This window comes from Clostridium sp. CS001, assembly GCF_020443565.1.
Taxonomy (GTDB): Bacteria; Bacillota; Clostridia; order Clostridiales; family Clostridiaceae; genus Clostridium_AD.
The window spans coordinates 16,991-39,423 of sequence record NZ_JAIZZN010000029.1 but is presented as its reverse complement, the minus strand read 5'-3'; the positions used below and the strand labels follow the sequence as shown (position 1 = coordinate 39,423).

Here is a 22,433-nt window from a genome sequence, read left to right as displayed (position 1 = left end):
CCTTTCATGGTTTTTATGAATATATATCAGAGAACTCTACCTTGATTCTCTCAATGTAGTTTTCACCTACGTTTAAGCTCTCATTACTTTCCTTCATTTCATCTAAAATCTTTACTGGCAAATCAATTATAAATTCGCTACCTTGCGTTATTTCCTTATTAAGATAAACCTTACCATTATGCATTTCTACTAATGATTTAACTAAAGATAACCCTATTCCGCTACCCTCTCTCTTCCTAGATAAAGACTTATCAACCTGTACAAATCTTTCGAAAATCTCTTTGTGTTTTTCTAGTGGCACTCCAATTCCTGTATCCCTCACAGTTATAGTTATAGAGTCAAGCTTATCATATATGTTAACATAAACCTTACCGGATAGTTTTGTAAATTTAATAGCATTAGATATTAGATTCAACATAATTCTTTCAATTTTATCTGCATCAAAAGCCATATATTTTTCTTCAATATCCGTATCAAATACAAGTTCTAATCCCTTACTCTCAACATATTCTGCAACAGATTGCACTATATCCTCTACAACTTTCACAATATCATCATTCTTCAGACTAATCTCTAGATAACCTGCATCAATTTTTGTAATATCTATAAGATTATCTACAAGTCTCAATAATCTATAACAATTCTGCTTTATTATGGCCATATACTTTTTAATTTTAATATCAGGATCTGTTAACCCTTGATTATCACCCATAATACTTACAAGCTGAATTGATCCTAATATCATATTTAAGGGTGTTCGTAGTTCGTGGGATATGTTAGCAAAGAACTCTGTTCTAAGCTTATTATATTCAATAGTTTTATTTAGTAAAAGTGTTTTTTGTTTAACCTTTTGTTTTAGAAATTCTATTCTTTTACGCTCAGATATATCTCTTGTAATGTTTAAAATTGACTTCTGACCTTCGTGCAATATTACTGTAGATGTAGTCTCTACCTCCAAAAACTTACCATCAATCTTTCTAAAAAACTTTCTTTCTACAGGAGGCAACTTGCCATTTCTCATTGTAATATCATCTTGCTGCTTTATTAAAGTTTTATCATAATCATCTACTTCTAAAAGTTCGTATTGCGATTTTCCTACTATATCTTTTGAATTTAAATATCCCATTAACTTAGCGCCAGCTTTGTTTGTGTACGCAACCTTACCATCACAATGAACATATACAGCATCAGGCATAACCTCTAAAAGTTTTCTATAACTATCTTCATTTTCCTTTAAGGTATCTTCAGTATTTTGCTTCTTCTCAATGCTTAACGCATTACTACAAGCCGATATTTCTAACTTATCAAAAAACCGCTCTATATAATTAGTAATATCTAGTTTACTCTTGTCATCAAGACCTTCCTTTAAAACGATGTCAACATATGCCTTCCTATAACACTTGAAAATATATACAATAAACTTAATATTAGATCTTTCTCTATATTTAAGTATATTATTAATAATACTATTCGATATCTCAGTATACAATGTTCCATTTTCTAAACTGCAATTACCCTGAATATACCCTACAATACAATCAGATATGCTCTTTATAGTATTATCACAAATAAATTCGATTTTGAATAGGATACCATCATTATTATCATTGTCCACGTAATTGGCTATTTTAGACTTTAGATATTCAACATCATTAATACAATTATATAAGTTTCCCACATAATACACCCTCTATACTATAATTATAACCTCATAACATTATCATACAACAATACAATATTATAGTAAAGCATGTTCTTATTGGTTATAGCAAAAACTTATGCTTAGATGTACAAGCAAATCATCTTTATATACAAAAATAAAATTTTAAAAAACACCTTACCTTTAAATGTTTTATACATTTGAAGGTAAGGTGTAATTCTTGTTTGTTTGCTTATCCAATTAATCTATTTAAAACATCTTTAATAATTAACTTCTTCTAAAAATAACCCTTTAGCAGGTGCAATGTGTCCTGCATATTTTCTTTCTTTTTTATCTAATATACCTGAAATTTGTTCTACAGATTTTTCACTCAGACCTACTTCAACCAGTGTACCAACTATTAGTCTTACCATGTTCTTCATAAATCCGTCACCTTGAATACTAATCTCTATATTTCCGTTAGTATTTACAATGTTTATAGTATGAATTATTCTTATAGTAGACTTTTTCTTAGTTTTAAGTGTTGTAAAACTTTGAAAATCATGTTCTCCTACTAGAATATCTGCTGCTTTTCTCATCTTCTCAATATTTAAGGATTGCGGTATGTGATAAGCATACTTTCTATTAAATACATCATGTACTCTATTATTGCAAATATTATATGTGTATTTTTTAACTTTCGCATGATATCTTGAATGAAAATTCAAATCTACTTCTTCTACTGATTTTACTACAATATCTTCTGGCAAATATTCATAACAGTAGCTACGCATTTTATGTTCTGACATATCACTATCAGTTCTGAAATTTGCAACTTGATTTCTTGCATGTACTCCTGCATCTGTCCTGCCTGACGCAGTAACTTCAATGTTTTCTCCAGCCATCTTACTTAAAACTGTTTCTACTTTGTGTTGAATCGTATTATCGCTATCCCCAAGTCTTTGCCATCCCTTATACCTAGTTCCATCATATTCTATTACAATTTTTATATTTCTCATATTTATTATTAATCCCACTTTCTATTCTAGAGTTTACTCTAATATTTTAATTATATTTTTTTAATGCTTGAACTTTGTTTTTTAATACATATCTTATATTATATACATATATAACAATTAATAAAACATGCCATTGAAAATTATTTTTAACTTTGATACCACTGAATTGAATTTTACCACAGGATATTTTGTTTCTGTCTTTAAAACAATTCTATGTTTTGCAGTTCTTAGCTTAGATATCTTCCAAGTTTCTTTTAGCTGCTTTGCGCTTCTTCTTATAGCTTTCTTTTCCCTTTCACTACCATCATAAAATACTACAAAATCAAATTCTTCATTTTCAGTATCAAATTCTGTATCAAACTTTTTTATAATACTATTAGGTGAAAGTAGTAACCTACCTGCCTTTGGTTCTAAGTCAAATGTAAGCCCTTTCTTATTACTCGAACATAAATATGATTTATAAATCAGCTCACTACAAAACAGAGCGCTATCTGTCATGATATCGAAGTTATAATCATATGCCTTTCCAAAAGATTCAAAAGCTGTGAATAAGGCTTTTAATTTATCATCTTTGGATAACTTAGGTCTCAATGCTGAAAAGTAATCAACTTTTGCAATAGCCTCTAGAGGATTTATTACTACACCAGGAGCAATAGCTTCTATAATATACCCTCTGTTCTTCTTGCTTTTATCACATATACTATTATATACCTCAGGATAGGTTGCCTTTACATACTCTGACACACACGTGTATTGCCCTAGTGATATGCCCTTAAAGAAACTATCCAACTTTTCCAGTGTTCCTATATAAATCCCTGAATGAGTCCAAAACCCCGACATCATCATATTAGTTACTTGGAAGTTATCCCTCTTTAAAAGTATATCTCCTGGAAGCAATTCTTCTTTGATAGTATCAATGTCATCATTGCTAACATACTTTTCTTTTCTTCTAGAGTAATCAACTCCAGTAATGCTTATTGCAAGCCATTTTTGAACTGGAAACCAAAAATCAAAAGCATTCTTACCTAAAAAATCAATCATATTGTTAAAAACAATACCTTTATGATTTCTTACAAGTTTTACAAAGTTTAAATAATTATTGCTTGCATAATCTAGTAGCCTTTTTTCACTTTCTCCTCTTTTGTATCCATAAGCTTCATAGTAATTTACCATAAAGTCAAAATAGTGCTTATTTCTAAATAAAGATATCATATAAGAAACTTCAGTGATTTCTTGTGTAATATAATAATATTGTTTTTTATTAATATTATATTCTGGTCTACTTTCGTTTAGCATTGGCTCCAAATACTTATTCTTATCTATAACTTTGGCTAACGACACGGTATTCTTTCGTATTGCTATTGTTGAGGCATAGGTTAACAATACGCTTTTAAACTTAGCGTGTGAATCTTGTGTATTTTTTAATATAAGATCTTTTTTATACCTTTTTCTAACTTCATTTAACCCATTATAACATCCTACATACCTAACCCATTTATCTAATATAATCTGTTTATGAGCTAATGACATACTTTGAATATCTGAACTAAACAAACTTTCACTGTCTTGTATCTCTTGTACAACATTCTCTAACTCTTTTATAAGCTCCAGTGATTTGTTTATTTCCTCATTAACAGTGCTATAAACTAAATCCATATTCTTATCCTCAACTTCACTACTATTTCTAATACCCCATTTTAATACAAACCTCTGTGCACAAATAAGAAAAACAATACATATTATTGATATAATGAAAAAATCAGCTTGGACCATACTTATCCCCCATAAATTGATTTCAACAATTTAATATTATTATATCATAAAATTTACTACTTCTTTAATAATATAAATTATAAAATTAAAATACTTCTATTAATTAAAAAAATACTTATTAAAAGTGTATGTATTACATTTAAAAGATGTCTTTTATATTGTTTTATATGTATACTATTGTTATACGATATAATGTTTTTTTGGAGGATTATATGTTTACAAGCGAATTAGTATTACGTTTTTTAAATTTATTATTTTTTATTAATATTCTTTTTGCCTTAACCGTTGTATTTATTGAACGAAAAAATCCATCAACCACTTGGACTTGGCTTATGGTATTACTTTTCTTACCCAGTGTCGGTTTTATTTTATACTTATTTCTTGGCCAAAACTTAAAAAGAAAAAGAATATTTTCTCTGAAAAAGGAGGAGCGAGAAAAGCTTGCTTCGATTATTGATAATCAAACCGAATTCTTAAACAATAAATCTTTAATTAAACCGAATGCTTTCATGAGCAAGTATTCTGATATGATGCAACTTAATCTTTGTAGTGATAATGCCTTTTTTACTAACAACAACAGTGTAACTATATTTACTGAAGGTAAGTCAAAGTTTGATAACCTTAAAGCCACCCTTAAAAATGCAAAGGTATATATTCACATTGAATATTATATATTTCAAAATGATAACCTGGGAAAATCTATCTTGGCAATTTTATGTGAAAAAGCTAAGGAAGGAGTCGAGGTAAAGTTACTATTTGATGGCATGGGTTGTCTTAGGTTACCCAAATCCTTTTTTAATCCTTTAATTGAAGCTGGTGGAGAAGCTATTTGTTTCTTCCCACCTTTTTTACCTTATATAAATCTTAGATTAAATTTTAGAAATCATCGCAAAATATGCATTATAGATGGTGAACATGCTTTTACAGGCGGTTTTAATATTGGAGATGAATATTTAGGTCTTTCAAAAAGATTTGGTTTTTGGAGAGATACCCATTTGCTCATACAAGGAGATGCAATAGATGCATTGGAATTACATTTTTTAATGGATTGGAGATTTGCTGCAAATGAAAATGCTCCTTTTAATAACAAGTATTTCCCCCACAGACCTCACCTTGGCAAAACAGGTCTTCAAATAGTTTCAAGTGGTCCTGACTCTACTTTTAATTCTATTAAAAATGGATATTTAAAAATGATTAGTAAAGCTGAAAAAAATATTTATATAGAAACCCCTTATTTTATTCCAGATGACAGTATATTAGAGGCTTTGAAAATAGCATCCTTGTCTGGTGTAGATGTACGCATAGTTATTCCAAGTAAACCAGATCACCCCTTCGTATATTGGGCCTCTACATCATATATGGGAGAACTACTAGAATCTGGTGTCAAGTGTTATACCTATAATAAGGGTTTTCTTCATAGTAAGTTTCTTTCAATTGATCAGTCAGTGAGTTCTGTAGGTACCGCTAATCTAGATATTAGGAGCTTTACTTTAAACTTTGAAATAAATACTTTTATATACGATGAAGAAATAACCTCACAGTTAGATGCCTTTTTTATTAATGATTTAAAGTCTTGTGATGAAATAACCATTGAAAGCTATGCTAATAGAAGTTTCGTTGTTAAGTTCAAAGAATCTGTTTCAAGATTACTTTCTCCTATACTATAACTAAAAAAGGCTAGAGACTTGATAATCAAGTCTCTAGCTTTTTAAAGTGTAATAAAAAACGGTACATATATCATCATAGTTAACATTGCATCCAATGTTAACGCTATAAAGAAACTACTAATGGGCATTCCTTCTAAGTCTTCTTTGTAACGCTTGTATCCAAATGAATAGCATATTCCACTTATAACTATACTAATGAGTATTCCAACCCATTTGTAAACTAATACTTGCGGAAGCAAATAGAGTTTATCTCCATAGGAATTACTTAGCACAACTGACACTTTTAATGCAGTGCTTACAATGCAAGTAATTATGAAGTATAATTTCTTTTTCTCTTCTGTAAAACTATAAGAAAAGAAAGTCTGGATTGCAATTATCAAAACTATAGGCATTACCCACTTAATTGGATATACTATATAAACTAAACTATACATAAAACCCTGTAGTGTATTTAATACTGCCTGCTCTTTTTCAATTGGCAAATGAACATTATTAACTTTTTTAAACTGCTCATTTTGTGATCCCATATAAATTCCATATTCATTTTCCTTATTATAACTACAGTACACAATTGTATCCTCAGCTACTGCAGGATAAATTGTTAATCTAGCTAGCCTCGATGCAAAGTTATAACTAGCTACCTTATCACCCTTTAATATAAATTCAACAATGCTCTTTTGCCAATCTTTTTTTCCAAATACCCTCTCTGTTGTGGCAAAAAATCTAGCACCTTCTTTGGAGTATGTTCCAAGGATATTATATACTATCTTATTTTCATTAATATATAACTCACTGGCCTCCTTACTACTTCCATCAAGCGCAAACCTTAGAACCCTTGTACCTACAAACTCTCCTTGTACACTATATTCAACTAATACATATCCATTTTCAGCGTCACTAGATGTAGAAGTTCGCATAAATGTCATAGCTCCACTTTTATTAAGTACTCCCGCTATTTTAGGTGTTGATGCTACTCCATTCTCTACTGTTATGTAACTAAATCCCTCTTCTCCATTACAATATGTAATCATAAATCCCTTTTCTATTTTCACCCCTGAAAATAGTGTTGCGCCTTTTATGTTCAAATTGAGTTTAGAGTTCTTGGACATATCTAATACTTCAACTTTATCCTTGTGTCCTACTATTAGAATTTCTTCTCCTACTTGATAAGTTTCAGTTACATTTTCTGTTTTTGTCTGTTCAACTTCATTTAATTCTTTATCTAGCTTTATGGTCTTTAAAATGTTTGCTCCATTTTCATAAAAACTAAAACTAAGATAAAAGAATCCTTGCCCCTTTAATAAATTAACTTCTTTTATTAACCCTGCTTTAGTTTCAAAGGATTTCTCCTTAACCTTTTTTCCTAGATCATCAGCTATTACAACCTTTAGCTTGTCCCCATCATTAAATGCTATAATATTATTTTTATCACTTTTTAATATCTTAGGTGAAGTATAAACATCAGCCTTAGCTATAACCACTTCCTTGCTCCATTTATCAGATGGTGCTTGAGACCTTATGTCATAATCCACCTTGTATTGAAATCCCAATATTAATAAAAATATCATTATAAAACTTATTACGTATACCCTTTTTTTCATTTCTTTGCCCCCGTAAATATTTGCTTATTAAACTCTTAGTTTACTAATTGTCTTTCACTTCCATCTTTTCTTACTTTATAAATCCTACCATCCTTACCATTCTTATATATTATCCAATCATCCTGCACCACAATGTCTTTAGACCATTCATTATTTAATCTAGTAGTGCCGAGACCATCCTTTCTAATTTTATACAAAAATCCCCCATAAGAATAATCACTAAAATAGATCCATTTTTCATCTGTTGCTCCAAAGTAAGAGAGAGAATCATTAAGTTTAGTAGCCTGTACCTTTCCATCTAATGACATTTTATATAATTTATCGCCATCTAATGCATTACTGAAATATATCCAAGGACTATCTATAACAGCATAGTACATAGATTGTAGATATTCAAACCTTTTACTTGTACTAGTTTCATAATTCTTTCTATTCCATTCATGATCCTTAGAAAGTTCTTCATCAGATACATTAAAGTAAAAGTATCCAGATACTTGGTCATTCAATGTTGCATCTAGATGATAATATTCCCCGTCTATTTTCACTAGATTCCAAGCATGTGGTTCTTTTGCATACCCTACTACTACCTGAGCCTCTATTCCCGCTAAATTTAACAGTAATTTCATTGTATCAGCATATCCTTGACAAATAGACTTACCAAGAATTAATGTTCCATATGCTGTTCTAGAATCAGAGTCATCTGGCACTATTTTATCAGAATCATAGACTGTATTTCTCACAACATACTCGTGTATAGCCAATTCCTTTTCTAAATCATTCATATTGATGTTAATTATATTATTTACGATGTTTTTAGCCTTCTCATATACTGTAGCTACCTTTGCATCAGTTATAAGCATCTCATACTTATTGTCCATAGCTGCATATAATTCTTCAAGCCTATTAACTTCAGTGTATGGCTTAAGTGGCTCTACTTCATTACCTACATCATTTTCATCGATAACTTTTATAACCTTAAGTTTCCAACCTTCATAAAGCTTTCTCGTTGGATTCCCCTTTATACCCTTCCATAAGGTAGAGTTTGCAGACATCGTCCATAAATCTAAAATGTATGTTCCAGGAGCAGTAGGAATCCATTCCGTTTGGCCCCTATATTCTTTATTGTCATCCGTCCATACACCAGTTTTAGTATTGAAGATATGAAGTTTATACGTGTATGGTCCAACCATTCCACTTATATCTTTAATACCTCTTACAATGACTTTTTCGCCAACTTTAAACGTACTTTTTTCAATATCCATATCATTTATGGTATATACCCTATTGCTATCATCTTTTGTAACACAATTTAGATAAGCGAATTTATAATTATCATATTCCTTGGAAGACTTTTCTTCTCTTACACGTATCAAAAGCTTATATTTTCCAACCCAAAACTTTTTATCCGGAGAAATCTCGTACGGCTCATCTGCATCCACCAAGGGTGTATATCCGTTAGTGAGCTCCTCAAAAGTATTATCTTCATTAATAATGAAGGCCTTATACTGAACCTTCTTCGCATTCTTTGAGGTGAGATAAAACTTCTCTTTTTCACCTGCCACTAGGGGTGAATGTCCAATACCTATAAATGATACTTGTACCTTCTCGATTGCATCATTAACCGTTATAACCTTTAACTTCCAGCCCTCGTATAATCTTTCCCTAGGTTTATTTAATAAAGTCTTCCAAAGTGTAGAATTATAAGACATATCCCAAATCACTAACACATAAGTTCCAGGCTTTGTTGGTACCCATTCTAGATTATTTCTGTATTCCTTATCATCTAATATCCATTCATTTGCCTGCGTATCGTATATGTGAAGTTTATATGTATATGGACCTTTCATTCCGCTAATATCTTTAATTCCGCCAATTGACACCTTTTCTCCTACTGTATAAACATCTCTTTCAATATCAATATCCCCTGCTGAATATACTCTATTTTTATCATCTCTACTTACACAATTTAAGTTAGCTATATACTCACTATCATAGGTTTTTATAGAATTCTCTTCTTTTACCCAAACTATAAGCCTATACTTTCCTGCTTTGAATCCTTCGCTTGGCCTAATTACATATGGTTTAGTGCCTTCCACTACTTCCGTATATCCGCTAGTAATCTCTTCAGTTTTGTTTAAATTGATGTTATTTAAAAAAACTCTATATTTAACTCTTTCAGCTCCTACAGCGGTTAAATAAAAGCTTTCACTATCTCCTTCAACTAATGGAGAATGATCCACTCCCACAAATGCTACCTTAACAGTGCTTTCTACAGCCATTACATATTTATAATTCCCACATAAAATAATAATAAGGAATATAATTAACAATGCTTTCAGTGTTTTTATATCTTTCTTCAAAAATCCACCCCCGCTTAACTTTAGTATCCTAAAATGTATATAAATAGAGATTTTAGTGTTTATTTAATATCATACACATCATTAGTTAATATTCTAACACAAATCTATTCCTATTGTTAGTAAAACCTTGAATAAGTTTCCAATGAATATATTATACACCAAGCCCTAATTTTATTCCATATGTAAATGCTAACATAACTTACTAATTAAATCATCCTAATTAAATCATTATCTGCGATACTGCAATATTGGCATTCCGTATAGTCCAAATTAAATAACTTCCTTAGCCATTGAAATGGGTATCCTAAATGAAAAATCAGTTCCTTTACCCACTTCACTTTCAGCCCATATCTCTCCACCATGAGCTTCAATAATATGCTTACATATTGAAAGTCCTAATCCCGTGCCTCTAGGCCTGCTTGTAAGATTGTCCCCTACTTGACTAAATCTATTAAATATATATTCTTTATCTTCCTCTTTAATTCCTATACCTGTATCAGTAATACTTAGTATTATATCCTCATCAAGCCTTCTAGCTGTGCAAACTATGCACCCTTCTTCCGTAAATTTTATAGCATTAGAAATAAGATTAATTATCACTTGCATTAATTTATCTTTATCTGCCATAATTTTAGGGAGTGATTCTCTTATATTTTGTATAACTTGAATGGGCTTACCTTTAATAATTGGCTTAGTTACTGTTATAGCCTTATCTATAATTTCCTCAATGTCAGTTTCCACTAAATCTAAGCTGTCCTTACCAGCTTCCATTCTAGATATATCTAGCAAGTCGTTTATAAGGCTCGCTAACCTCTCCCCTTCTGATAAAATTATATTTACATTTCTCCTTATTTTAGATACATCATTTAAATTTTTTTCATTTGTGAGATCCAATTTTTCAACTATAGATCCTTCAAATTTCCTTTTCACCATTTCTGCAAATCCGATAATTGAAGTTAAAGGTGTACGAAGTTCATGAGAAACTGTAGATAGAAAATCTGTTTTTATCTTATCCATGTCTGTTAATTTTTGAAAAAGCATAGCATTTTCTATAGCCACAGCTACTTGGCTAGCAAATGAAAACGCCTTAGATTGCTGCTTTTCATTATATGCTGATTTCTTATGGTTAAGCAAAGTAACTACACCATATATTTTTCCTCTGTATATAATTGGAATTACAAGTACACTTCTCATATTATATAATATTAAGTTAAAGTCTTTGATATACTTTTCATACTCTAATTTTTTTAAATCTTGAATATAGTATGGCTTGGAACACGCCATAATCTTTTTTATTAATAGAGTACATTTAGCCTCCTTAAAATAACTTCCTAAGTTTATTTCGTCGTTATACCCATTGCAAACCATAAGTTCAAAATTTTCATCATCTTTTGACATGCTTATAGCGGCATCATAACCTAAAGTTTCTTGTAAGTACTTCAATAATCTATTAAATATATCTTTGATATCTGTTGTAGAATTAAATATACTAATTATATCACCAATTCTTTTATCAAAGGCCTTATTATTTTTAATCGTCAACATTTTAATTTTAATATGTATTACTGCAATACATATTGCAATTACTACTACAATATATAAGTGCCACTTGCTTCCTAATACCTCAATCATAATATACTCCTATTTCTTTATTAATTATCATGTGTGTAGATCATCTTCGGTCCTGCAACATTAATAACTTCAAAAGGGTATTTTTATCCCCACAGAAGTTTTATATTTGTTATAATGAAACTATCAATTCTTTTATTTTATATCAAGTGTTGATAAGTATTTAGTATAACTCCTTACTAATATACCATAAAATGCACTTAATAGAATTAAATATTAATGAATATTATAATATAATTATATAAAAAGGGGTGCTCTATGCGAAAAGTGGGTAAAGTAATTAATGTTGAGAAAAATAAGGTTTATATTCTAACTGTAAATAAGGAATTTATAACAGTTGAAAAACACAGTACTGAGCCTATACTAGGAGAACTGTATGCAGGCGAGGAATTTAGGAAAGTTGCTATTTGGAAGTATCTATTGGCAATTGTTTGCATCACTCTACTTATATTTTCAATAAGAAAATTATATTTGGACAATAAATATAACTTTTCCGTTATAGTAGATATGAATTGTTCCTTAAAACTTCAAGTAAACGGAGCTAATAAAATTAAAACCGTCGAAGGTTTAAGTACTGGTGGCTATAAAATAAAACAGATTTTGGACTTAGAACATAAATCCTTAGAAGAAGCTTTGCATTTAATCTTAGATGAATCTATTAAGCAAAAATATCTTACTAAGGCACATGCCGATGACGGTTTTAAAATCTCTATATTTGTTTCCGATAATAAAAATAATACTAAAGTTGATTTAACCGAATTTAAAAAATATGCTGGCACTCATAATTTTAAAGTATTATTTAATAATAATGGACAGGCTGTGATAGAATAAGGGTACCCATTTAGGGTACCCTTATTTTTACTTGTATTGTGGTATTTCAAATATTAGGTTTGCATTTTGGCATTTATCTAGAATTTCTTTAATTTTATAACTTTGCTTATATGCCCAAGCTATATCTGTAGCATATTGATGACGATACTCTTGCGTTAATGGAATATCTGGATTCCATTTCATTTTATACAAGGTATTCTGTTTATAAGTATCATTATTTATATATTGGCTAGAAATCCACTTAATTCCGCCTTTAATAGCGTCTTCTGGAGTAAACCACCCTTCTTCATAAGCTCTTTCTGATCCTAATTTATTAGCATCAATATCTCTTGCTCCAATACCGAACATATTATATGTAAGCTTACTTTCTTTAGGCACTCCCTTTACTTCACTTACCAATATACCTTTAGATAATAATGAACTTCCATTTCCAGTCTCTAATATAGCATGTGCAATAACATATGCAGGATTCACATCATATTCCTTACAAGCATCTAAAAATATCTTCCCTTGTCCTTCTAAGAACCCCTTTCCCTTTAAAATAGCATCTAATTCCTCAGCTTCAACACCTTCAATATAGTTTAACTTTAAAAATTGATATATAGCACAATCATGATTTTCAAAGTTTTTAGGGTTCATATATTGATAGATATCTGTTTTACTAGGAATTAAGGAATACTTCGCTACAACATTAACAGGGCTTAGCTTGCTTTGTATATCCACAATCTGATCTAAATCATTGTCATAGCTCTTATAAATATAGCTCTTATTTCCGTTATTTGTTAATCCACCATTATCAGGTGCCACTATAGTAAAATTCATAATTACAGCCGCTTTAAGTGGATTCCCACTCAAATCAGTTATAGTTTCATAAATCTGCAATGAATATGTTTGTCCAGATATATACCCATCCTTTGGCGGTTTTACTGTTATGATATTATTATCATAAGATACGGTTACTTGTGCTGAAAGTCCAATAGGATTGTAAACCATAACCTTTTTACTAAGGTTGTCCACATTTATTGCTTGATTGAACTTAATCTGCCACACTTTATCAGTTGACACATTTATCTTACTCTCCATTTGAGTGGGACTTGTAGCTGCTATAACCTCATTTGAAGCCATTAGAAATAACCCACACATAATTACTAAGATTAACTTTAGCTTGTCCATAAAATTTTTACTTGTCAATTTATCTTCCCCCCTGTATCAAACTTCACTAAAATGTTTGAATTAATGACTTCACCTGAAGCTAAAAATAATTAATTCATCATTTCCCTTTATATTTTAATGAATATTTAATATAATTATATAAGATATTGCTATAGTTAAGCAACACCCTTTCCATTATTATATATAATAATTACTACTTTACCATATAACTCAGATTATTTATCTTGATCTTACTTTATAATCCTAAAGGACGGTGCGAAATGAAAAGCATACATAATGAAAAAGATACTACTGTGTATTATGAAAATAATAATCCCCAAATTAGATTAAATAAATTTATAAGCGAAACAGGCTTTTGTTCTAGACGGGAAGCCGATAAAATGATTGAAGGAGGCAATGTCACTGTAAATGGTAAGATTCCTGAAATGGGAACTCGAGTGTCTAATGCTGATTACATTGAAATAAATGGCAAACCACTGAAAATTAAAGAACAATTAGTTTATTTAGCTTTTAATAAACCTGTTGGAATAACTTGCACTACTGAACATAAGGTTAAAGGAAATATTATAGACTTTATAAATTTCCCAAAAAGGATTTTTCCCATAGGGCGTCTTGATAAACCCTCCCAAGGGCTTATATTTTTAACTAACGATGGAGACATTGTAAATAAGATACTACGCTCAGGTAATAACCATGAAAAAGAGTATATTGTTACTGTAGATAAACCAATATCACCTAGCTTCATAAAAGCTATGTCAAATGGTATCCCTATATTAGATACTGTAACTAAGAAATGTTTTGTAAAAAAAGAAAGTACATATGTATTTAAAATAATCTTAACCGAAGGGCTTAATCGTCAAATAAGAAGAATGTGTGATTATTTAGGTTATGGAGTTATAAGGCTTGAGCGGCTTAGAATTATGAACGTTACTATAGATAAATTACCTGTGGGTAAATGGAGATACTTAACAAGTAATGAATTGCTGCGTATTAATGACTTGACTTCTGATTCAACTAAAACTGAAGATACCCTAGATTAAAGCAATAAAACTTCTACTTTTATATTAAAAAGGCACACGATTAACGTGTGCCTTTTTAATTATCAAATTGTTATTAACACTATCCACAGGTTGCCTGTTGATAACTTGTTAATCTTAGTTAATAATAGTTTCTATTTAGCTTCTATTTCTTGTGGAAATAACGCTTTAAATTCATCAGTTATCATTTCTTTATTTTCTTTAACTTCTTTGAAAGATGGTTCATCTTTATCTGAAACAGCAATTATTAATTCATGTACTGCTACAGGAACTTTATTAGCATCATATACAACTATGTAATCTTTTTCAAATCTAACTCCACTAATATTGTTGTAATACGGATAAACCTTTGAGCTTTTAGCATCAATTTTATTGTCTGCCATAGCTTTTTGTGTTACAGCTGCAGCTTTTTCCTCGTAAGCTGCTATTGCATCTTTTTTTAGTATCTTTAAGTTATACTTATCTGAATAATACTCATCTTTTTGTGCAGCACTATCTAATATTTGTCCTATAGATTCAAACTTAATTTCCTCTTTTGGAGCTTCAGTCTTTGCAGGTTCTTCCTGCTTTACAGGTGCATCATTTTTAACTTCTTCTTTACTACTCCCACAGGCTACTAAAGAACCCGCCATAACTAATACTAAGATACTTGATAAAATCTTTTTAACCATTTAAAATTCCTCCTAATTAACTCTTTTTTATATTTATTATTATCTTTAAAATATAATGACAATAATATAATACGAATTTAAACTTATGAAGTAAATTTTTGCATGAATAAACTCTTATGAATCCTATTATACCATAAAATAGTATTTATGCAACTTTTTCGATTGTAAACTTTCTTTATTTTAAATATTTAAATGATTTCTTTCATATTTAGTATATTTATTGTATATTGCCATCCTTTTTGCTTATAATCTTATTAATTATTTGAATAATTTTTCTAATGTATCGTCTTAACTTTACATACTTATATTTTTTTATGAATGTAAAAAGTTTTATTTTTAAATAAGTGATATATATTCATCATTATTTACTACATCTTATTTAGATTCACAGATTATGCACATTAATGTTTGCTAATCCACAATTTTATTAAAAGTATGCATATCTTTTGAAAATTATTATATACAATATAAGACTTATACACATTATCCACATTTTTTTTGTGTATAACCTGTGTAATTGATATAACTTGGTGTTTATTTATGATAATCATAGAAATCTAAAACTATTATTCTGTAATTAATCTCATCTAATGTAATATAATTCAATCTTCCTATTTTTAGTTATGCACATTGTCCACAGTTTTGTTGATAACATGTTGATAACTTATTAATTATTTTGCTATCAACCTTCCTTTTACTATAAGCCTGTGAGTAGCTACTCTTATGGGAGTACAGGTCACCAACGTGATCTCTGAGCTCATTGTATTATCAAGAACAGCTGTTTCTTCTGGCTTTACTACTTTACTCTCATAAACTTCATATGTGAACTCTCCGTCCACAGTGGTCACTATTATTTTATCACCTATACTTAATTCATCTAATCTATTAAAATATTCATTATATGCATAGCTTCTATGCCCTGCGACACAAAAATTCCCTTTACTTCCCGGCATGGGTGTTCCAGTGAAATGCCCGACTGCATACTTTAATGTTCTGGCGTCAATTCCTTCACTAAGTGCTACATTTAAGTCAATCTTAGGAATAGAAATAATTCCTATGGTCCCTTCTTTACTATCTGAAGGCCTTTTCTCATCAATCATTATATTTTCATGGTCACCTAACTGCTTATCAACCTTTTGGATATTCTTGTTGAAATCCTCAATCATGTTTTTTTGAACTTTATTAGCTTCGTATCTTATTGATAATGCAGAAATTATTATAGCTGCACCTATAATAATCATAAGTATTCCAATCCACTTTTTCTTCATAATCTTTCTCCATCCATTTTATATTTTTTAGAGACATTCAACTATTATATCATATTTACACATTCTCATTAATCCTATACCCACATACTCAAAGCAATCAAGTATAAGCATCCTTAACAATATGTTATATAATAAAGCATCTTGATTACACCCTTCTTAAGTGTTATATTATAAAAAAGAAAGATATATTTAGTGCAATTGTATTTCTAGATATTTATGGTACTCACAAAATAAATTGAAAAGAGGTAATTTCATTGAGAATTGGAATGGGATACGATGTTCATAGATTAGTTAAGGATAGAAATTTAATACTTGGTGGAGTAACTATACCATACGAAGTTGGATTGCTAGGCCACTCAGATGCAGATGTTCTTATTCATGCTATTATGGATGCTCTTTTAGGCGCTGCAGCGCTTGGTGACATCGGTAGGCACTTCCCTGATACTGATGATAAATATAAGAATGTCTCAAGCATTGTCTTACTGGAACATGTATGCAGTTTAATCAAAACCAAAGGTTATATAATTGAAAACATTGATGCTACAATAATTGCACAGAAGCCTAAAATGGCACCTCACATACCATCCATGGTAAAAAATATTGCAACTGCACTACAATTATCTATAGATAGCATTAACGTTAAAGCAACCACGGAAGAGGGGCTCGGTTTTACTGGTAGCCAAGAAGGAATCTCTTCTAGTGCCATATGTTTGTTAAAGTAAAAGTTTATAAATTTATGTAACACACAAAATTAAGGACATTCTTATAAATAGAATGTCCTTTAATATTACCTATCATCAGTAATGCATGTTAATAAGCTAGAATCCTTTTTTCCACACTTCATAATCAGCATGATCAATAAGCATAGCAGAAGAAAAGTATGTTCCTTGTCCATACTCAACGCCTAAATCAAAGAGTTTTTCCTTTTCTTCCATGGTTCTTACTCCTTCAGCTATAATTTTTATGCCAGTTTTTATAGACATTTTAACCATATGTTCTACCATTAATGCCTTTATTTCATCCTTATCAATATCTCTAACTATTTCCTGAGAAATCTTTATAAAATGCGGCTTCATCTTTATTAACTCAACCATATTGGAATTACCTTCTCCATAGTTATCCATAGCTAATTTAAATTTTAATTCATCTGCAAAGTTACGCCAAAAGGCGCTTCTTGGTATGCGTTGAGTAATTTCTAGGATTAAATTTACTCCTTGCAACTTCTTTACAACTTTTTTAATAGTGCGTCTAGTTGTGTCAGATTGAATTTTAAAGAATAATCCTTCTTGAATAAAAGGCTGTAATTTATTTAGATAATTGCCTAACTTGTCACAGGCAAGCATAGTAAGGTTCTCTAAATCTCCAGTAAGTCTAGCTTTTTCAAACATCTCGTCAGGAAAAAATTCTAATCTAGAATCTCTAACTAGCACCTCTAATGATTTAACCTTACCGCTACGTAAATCTATAATAGGCTGAACCGTAAGTTGTATAGATTTATTCTTTATTATACCCGAAATATGGTATGCCTTTTCATCGATCTTAAATATGGAATTGCTGTCTAAATACTCGCTCATTGAAGTTTCATCTAAAAACCATTGCACACTCATGCTTGAAGATAGACTAGGATTATATAACCCTAGAAGCTCATGTTTTAAAACAGCTCTTAAATTATACATAGTGTATATCATTGCAGCCATTCTTTTATTATCATCCTTTGCTTTACGAATAAAGTTTAATCCTGCGGAAACTCCAGCTAAATAAAAGGATGGTTCATACAGCTTATTTCTAGAATCTGATAGCAAATAATCTATTCCATGTCTTAATTCCGGTATTATATCCCTAAGTATGCTAGCTCCCTCACCATCTGGTATATCAACATACTTAACATTTTTCGTTAACTCATCACATAAACTAATCCAAAACTGTCTTTGTTTATTGTTATCAAACTTTAAATAGTCCATTAAAGAATGTAATTCTAAATACCTTGTGTCATAAAATATATTACTATTAACTTGATAAGTCCCGAAGTCAATAATGGATGGTTTCTTCACTGAAACAATTATATTTCCACCATGAAAATCACCATGTATGCAAGAACGTAAATATTTTATCTTGCTACCACCCCATACTTTAGGATCTGTAAAAAATTTATATGGATTCGGAAAAAATTTATCCACTCCATCAATAACTAACCAGGTTTTATCTTCATCTATCATCAATGTTTCAAATGCCTTTATCGATTTCTCATCCATAAACCTATAACCTAAAGAAGTTTTCACTATGTTAATAGGAGATTTAATATCAGAAGTATGAGGCTTATTCCAAGTATACAAAAATTTAGCTACTTGTTCTGATGTTTGTTTTACTAATGCTAATTCATTCTCAAGGGAATATTTTAGAGTTTTAATTCCTAGTACATTATCCCCTCCTAATTCATACAACACTGCAAATCTCCTTGATTTGCTTTCAGACTTAATTTCTACTTCATCAATAATCATCGGAATGTACCCTTCAATAGAGTTTTCTCTTGATTGTAAAAATGCTTTATTATGTAGCCCACTTTCATTCATTTCTTGAATCTTTAAGACTCCTAATTTACGAGATTCACCAAATTCCACAGTATACACTTGTGCACCAGATTGTCCATCATTCAACTCATTTATTATTTCTATAGGTTGATTTTCCTCCGCAAAGTTTTCTAAAACCATTATCCTTTCTTGCTGGCTTAGCATATTTTACCCCCTGCACCTATTATTATAATTATACTGCTATTTATAGTATATATAGACAAAAATACATTCCTCCAGACTTATTACGTTTCACATGTAAATTTTATAAAATTATAAACCATTTCTTACGAAGTTAACAGTGTATAAACTGTTAATTTCACTATAAGAATATAACTTACATCACTCAATCATTGATTTACGCTTGCATTAATAAAGAATATTATTAAATTTATAATTTAAAACATAATTATTATTTAATTATACTACAGATATAATATTTTACTACAAACATAGAAAATCATACAAGCTTTATTAATTATAAAGTCTGTATGATCAATAAGTCCTTAAGTTTATAATTGTACTTATAGATTTAACTAAACAATCTTCTAGTACAATAATATTTATCTTCTCTTTTTTCTAAATCAAATTCATTTATAGATGTAATCCTATCATGCTGCTCTACATGAAGTACATATCCCTCTACCTTCCTGCTCTCAAAAAAAACTTTAGTATAATTCATAACTTCCACCTTGTCACCGTAGAGATCATAAATTAATGTTGGTATCTTGTTTAGCATATGCATCTACCCCTTAATATTTATTAATTATAGATTAATAAGTATTATGGTATATAAGTATTTATGCTAAAATTTCTATTAATTTAAATTTATAGTTTGTATAACCTTATAAATGAATCTTTTTAAATCATAATTATAAAATAAGAAACCCTCAGAATAAATCTGAAGGTTTCTTATTTTATAATTAGTAACTAATTAAATTCTTATTAATTCCCTAAAGTTGCAACCATAACTGCTTTTATAGTATGCATTCTATTTTCTGCTTCATCAAACACTATTGAAGCCGAACTTTCAAATACCTCATCTGTAACTTCAATTCCATTCATTCCGAACTTCTCAAATATATCTCTACCTACCTTAGTTTTTAAATCGTGGAATGCTGGTAAGCAATGCATAAATTTAGTATCCTTATTCCCAGTTAGGTCCATCATTTCTTTATTAACTTGATATGGTCTTAACAAGTTAATTCTCTTCTCCCAAACTTCATCTGCTTCCCCCATTGATACCCAAACGTCAGTGTATATAACATCTGCATCTTTTACTCCTGCTGCTACATCAGCAGTAATAGTAATTTTTGCTCCTGTCTCCTTAGCTACTTCTCTACATTTGTTAACTAATTCCTCCTCAGGGAATAATGAATCTGGTGCAACTATTCTAAAGTCCATACCCATCTTAGCAGCTCCTATCATAAGAGCATTTGCCATATTATTTCTTCCATCACCAGCATAAACAAATTTAATTTCGTTTAGTGGTTTAGAAAAGTGTTCTTGCACAGTTAAGAAGTCTGCAAGAATTTGAGTAGGGTGGTCCTCAGTAGTTAATCCGTTCCATACTGGTACTCCTGCATATTTAGCTAACTCCTCAACAACTTCTTGACCATATCCTCTATATTCAATACCATCATACATTCTACCTAAAACCCTAGCAGTATCTGCAATTGATTCCTTTTTACCCATTTGACTTCCTGTTGGTCCAAGGTATGTAACATGCGCTCCTTGATCAAGAGCTCCAACTTCAAATGCACATCTTGTCCTAGTTGAATCCTTCTCAAATAGTAATACTATATTTTTTCCTTTTAATGTTTGCCTCTCTGTGCCTGCATATTTAGCTCTTTTTAAATCTCTAGCTAAATCAAGAAAATAATTAATCTCTTTTGGTGAAAAATCCATAAGCGTTAAAAAACTTCTGTTTCTTAAATTAAACATAATAATTCTCCTCTCTTATCTTTACTTTTGATATATTTTATTCTATTAGGTCTTCCCTATAGAATGGCATAGACATACACCTAGGGCCACCTCTACCTCTTGATAACTCACCTGAAGGCATTTGAAGTACTTTTATATTGTTCTTATCTAAGATCTCGTTGGTAACATAATTCCTCTCATAAGTTATCACAGTACCTGGAGATATCGCTAAGGTGTTTGATCCATCATTCCATTGCTCTCTCCCCGATATAACCTTGTCTCCGCCTCCACAACGTATTAGCGAAATGTCTTTTTTCAAATATTTAGAAAGTATTTTTTCTAAACTTCCTTCTTCTTCTCTAGTTATTAATGCTTTATTCTTATGATCATAAGTTATTGCGGTAACTCTTAATGCACCTTCTATTCCGGGATGAACAGTAAACTTATCATAGTCAATCATAGTGAATACCGTATCTAAATGCATAAATGCTCTAGTTTTTGGGATATCGAAAATTAAGACTGTTTTAAAACTTTCTTCATTTTCAAATATATTTTTAGCCATATTTATAACTGCTTCTTTATCCGTTCTTTCACTATGGCCAACTGCAATGACTTCCTTTGATAAAATTAATTCGTCGCCACCTTCAATGTTATATACGTCATTCCTATCAGACCACAACTTAATCCCTGAATCCTTTAGTTCTGGATGGTACTTAAAAATATACTTTCCAAATATAGTTTCGCGCCTTCTAGTTTTAGTTTTCATAGAATTTAAACTTATTCCACTCCCAATACATGAGAATGGGTCTCGTGTAAAATATAAATTAGGCATAGGGTCCATTATAAATGGGTATTCATCATAATGCTCTTTAATTTCTATTTCTTTCTTTCTTATTCCGCCCATAACCTTATCTATCATCTTCTGCTCAGGCATATTATATAAGTAATTTTTTAAAGATGTTATGATTCCAGTCTCAGTTATACCACATTCATCTATAACTTCATTTAAAAATAATTCCTTAACTTTAGTATCTTTTATTGCTTCTACAGCTAAATCTTCAAGGTACAGGGTTTCCACACCATTCCCTTGTAATATCCTGGCAAAATTATCATGTTCCTCTCTAGCTACCTTCAGAAATGGAATATCATCAAATAAAAGTCTTTCTAAATATTCTGGTATAAGGTTTTCAATCTCTTCTCCAGGTCTGTGTATAAGTACTGTCTTTAAATTACCTATTTCGGAATAAACATTGATTTTTCTCTTATCCATTAAAT

Annotated in this window: 17 protein-coding genes; 4 read left to right on the top strand and 13 right to left on the bottom strand. The window is 30.3% G+C overall.

The features are described from left to right. Positions 1-13: 13 nt before the first annotated feature. The 3 genes from LGK97_RS16110 to LGK97_RS16100 form a co-directional block, all read right to left on the bottom strand. Positions 14-1,678 carry an ATP-binding protein gene (locus LGK97_RS16110; RefSeq protein ID WP_226260772.1) on the bottom strand — a complete coding sequence of 555 codons (1,665 nt, stop codon included), beginning with the start codon at positions 1,676-1,678 and terminating at the stop codon, positions 14-16. A gap of 242 nt (positions 1,679-1,920) precedes the next feature. Next, a complete protein-coding gene (truA, locus tag LGK97_RS16105) occupies positions 1,921-2,658 on the bottom strand; it encodes a tRNA pseudouridine(38-40) synthase TruA (protein ID WP_226260771.1) in 738 nt (245 codons plus the stop codon). Between the two features lie 117 nt (positions 2,659-2,775). Beyond that, the gene (locus tag LGK97_RS16100) at positions 2,776-4,431 is read right to left on the bottom strand and encodes a YiiX/YebB-like N1pC/P60 family cysteine hydrolase (RefSeq protein ID WP_226260770.1); all 1,656 of its coding nucleotides are present in this window, start codon (positions 4,429-4,431) and stop codon (positions 2,776-2,778) included. A gap of 212 nt (positions 4,432-4,643) precedes the next feature. Here LGK97_RS16100 and cls point away from each other — a divergent pair, with 212 nt between their 5' ends. After that, positions 4,644-6,098, top strand: coding sequence for a cardiolipin synthase (gene cls, locus LGK97_RS16095; RefSeq protein ID WP_226260769.1), 1,455 nt, complete (start codon positions 4,644-4,646; stop codon positions 6,096-6,098). Positions 6,099-6,139: 41 nt separating this feature from the next. Here cls and LGK97_RS16090 read toward each other — a convergent pair whose 3' ends face one another. The 3 genes from LGK97_RS16090 to LGK97_RS16080 all read right to left on the bottom strand — a co-directional run bounded on the left by LGK97_RS16090 (position 6,140) and on the right by LGK97_RS16080 (position 11,691). Further along, positions 6,140-7,699: a hypothetical protein gene (locus LGK97_RS16090; protein WP_226260768.1), complete on the bottom strand. Its 1,560-nt coding sequence runs from the start codon at positions 7,697-7,699 to the stop codon at positions 6,140-6,142. 35 nt (positions 7,700-7,734) lie between these two features. Next, complete coding sequence (locus tag LGK97_RS16085) at positions 7,735-10,059, bottom strand: DUF5050 domain-containing protein (protein ID WP_226260767.1); 2,325 nt, start codon at positions 10,057-10,059, stop codon at positions 7,735-7,737. Positions 10,060-10,329: 270 nt separating this feature from the next. Next, positions 10,330-11,691: a GAF domain-containing sensor histidine kinase gene (locus tag LGK97_RS16080; RefSeq protein ID WP_226260766.1), complete on the bottom strand. Its 1,362-nt coding sequence runs from the start codon at positions 11,689-11,691 to the stop codon at positions 10,330-10,332. A 255-nt stretch (positions 11,692-11,946) separates the two neighbouring features. Here LGK97_RS16080 and LGK97_RS16075 point away from each other — a divergent pair, with 255 nt between their 5' ends. Beyond that, positions 11,947-12,519 carry a hypothetical protein gene (locus LGK97_RS16075; protein WP_226260765.1) on the top strand — a complete coding sequence of 191 codons (573 nt, stop codon included), beginning with the start codon at positions 11,947-11,949 and terminating at the stop codon, positions 12,517-12,519. 27 nt (positions 12,520-12,546) lie between these two features. On the opposite strand, the gene LGK97_RS16070 is transcribed toward LGK97_RS16075, so the two are convergent. Further along, on the bottom strand, positions 12,547-13,710 hold the full coding sequence (locus LGK97_RS16070; RefSeq protein ID WP_226260764.1) for an N-acetylglucosaminidase: 1,164 nt from the start codon (positions 13,708-13,710) through the stop codon (positions 12,547-12,549). A 242-nt stretch (positions 13,711-13,952) separates the two neighbouring features. On the opposite strand from LGK97_RS16070, the gene rluF reads away from it, so the two are divergent. Then, a complete protein-coding gene (gene rluF, locus LGK97_RS16065) occupies positions 13,953-14,732 on the top strand; it encodes a 23S rRNA pseudouridine(2604) synthase RluF (RefSeq protein WP_226260763.1) in 780 nt (259 codons plus the stop codon). Positions 14,733-14,863: 131 nt separating this feature from the next. Here the strand turns inward: rluF and LGK97_RS16060 are convergent, their stop codons facing one another. Both LGK97_RS16060 and LGK97_RS16055 read right to left on the bottom strand, forming a co-directional pair. Continuing rightward, positions 14,864-15,400 carry a hypothetical protein gene (locus tag LGK97_RS16060; protein ID WP_226260762.1) on the bottom strand — a complete coding sequence of 179 codons (537 nt, stop codon included), beginning with the start codon at positions 15,398-15,400 and terminating at the stop codon, positions 14,864-14,866. Between the two features lie 671 nt (positions 15,401-16,071). After that, entirely contained in the window at positions 16,072-16,668 is a 597-nt protein-coding gene (locus tag LGK97_RS16055; protein WP_226260761.1) for a class D sortase, read from the bottom strand. Positions 16,669-16,922: 254 nt separating this feature from the next. On the opposite strand from LGK97_RS16055, the gene ispF reads away from it, so the two are divergent. After that, positions 16,923-17,390, top strand: coding sequence for a 2-C-methyl-D-erythritol 2,4-cyclodiphosphate synthase (ispF, locus tag LGK97_RS16050; RefSeq protein ID WP_319001577.1), 468 nt, complete (start codon positions 16,923-16,925; stop codon positions 17,388-17,390). 96 nt (positions 17,391-17,486) lie between these two features. On the opposite strand, the gene LGK97_RS16045 is transcribed toward ispF, so the two are convergent. The 4 genes from LGK97_RS16045 to arcA form a co-directional block, all read right to left on the bottom strand. Then, positions 17,487-19,400, bottom strand: a complete 1,914-nt coding sequence (locus LGK97_RS16045) for an EAL domain-containing protein (protein WP_226260760.1) — start codon at positions 19,398-19,400, stop codon at positions 17,487-17,489. 367 nt (positions 19,401-19,767) lie between these two features. Further along, a complete protein-coding gene (locus LGK97_RS16040; RefSeq protein WP_226260759.1) occupies positions 19,768-19,974 on the bottom strand; it encodes a hypothetical protein in 207 nt (68 codons plus the stop codon). 206 nt (positions 19,975-20,180) lie between these two features. Then, entirely contained in the window at positions 20,181-21,182 is a 1,002-nt protein-coding gene (gene argF / locus LGK97_RS16035; RefSeq protein ID WP_226260783.1) for an ornithine carbamoyltransferase, read from the bottom strand. A gap of 34 nt (positions 21,183-21,216) precedes the next feature. Then, a complete protein-coding gene (gene arcA / locus LGK97_RS16030) occupies positions 21,217-22,428 on the bottom strand; it encodes an arginine deiminase (RefSeq protein WP_226260758.1) in 1,212 nt (403 codons plus the stop codon). Positions 22,429-22,433: the final 5 nt, after the last annotated feature.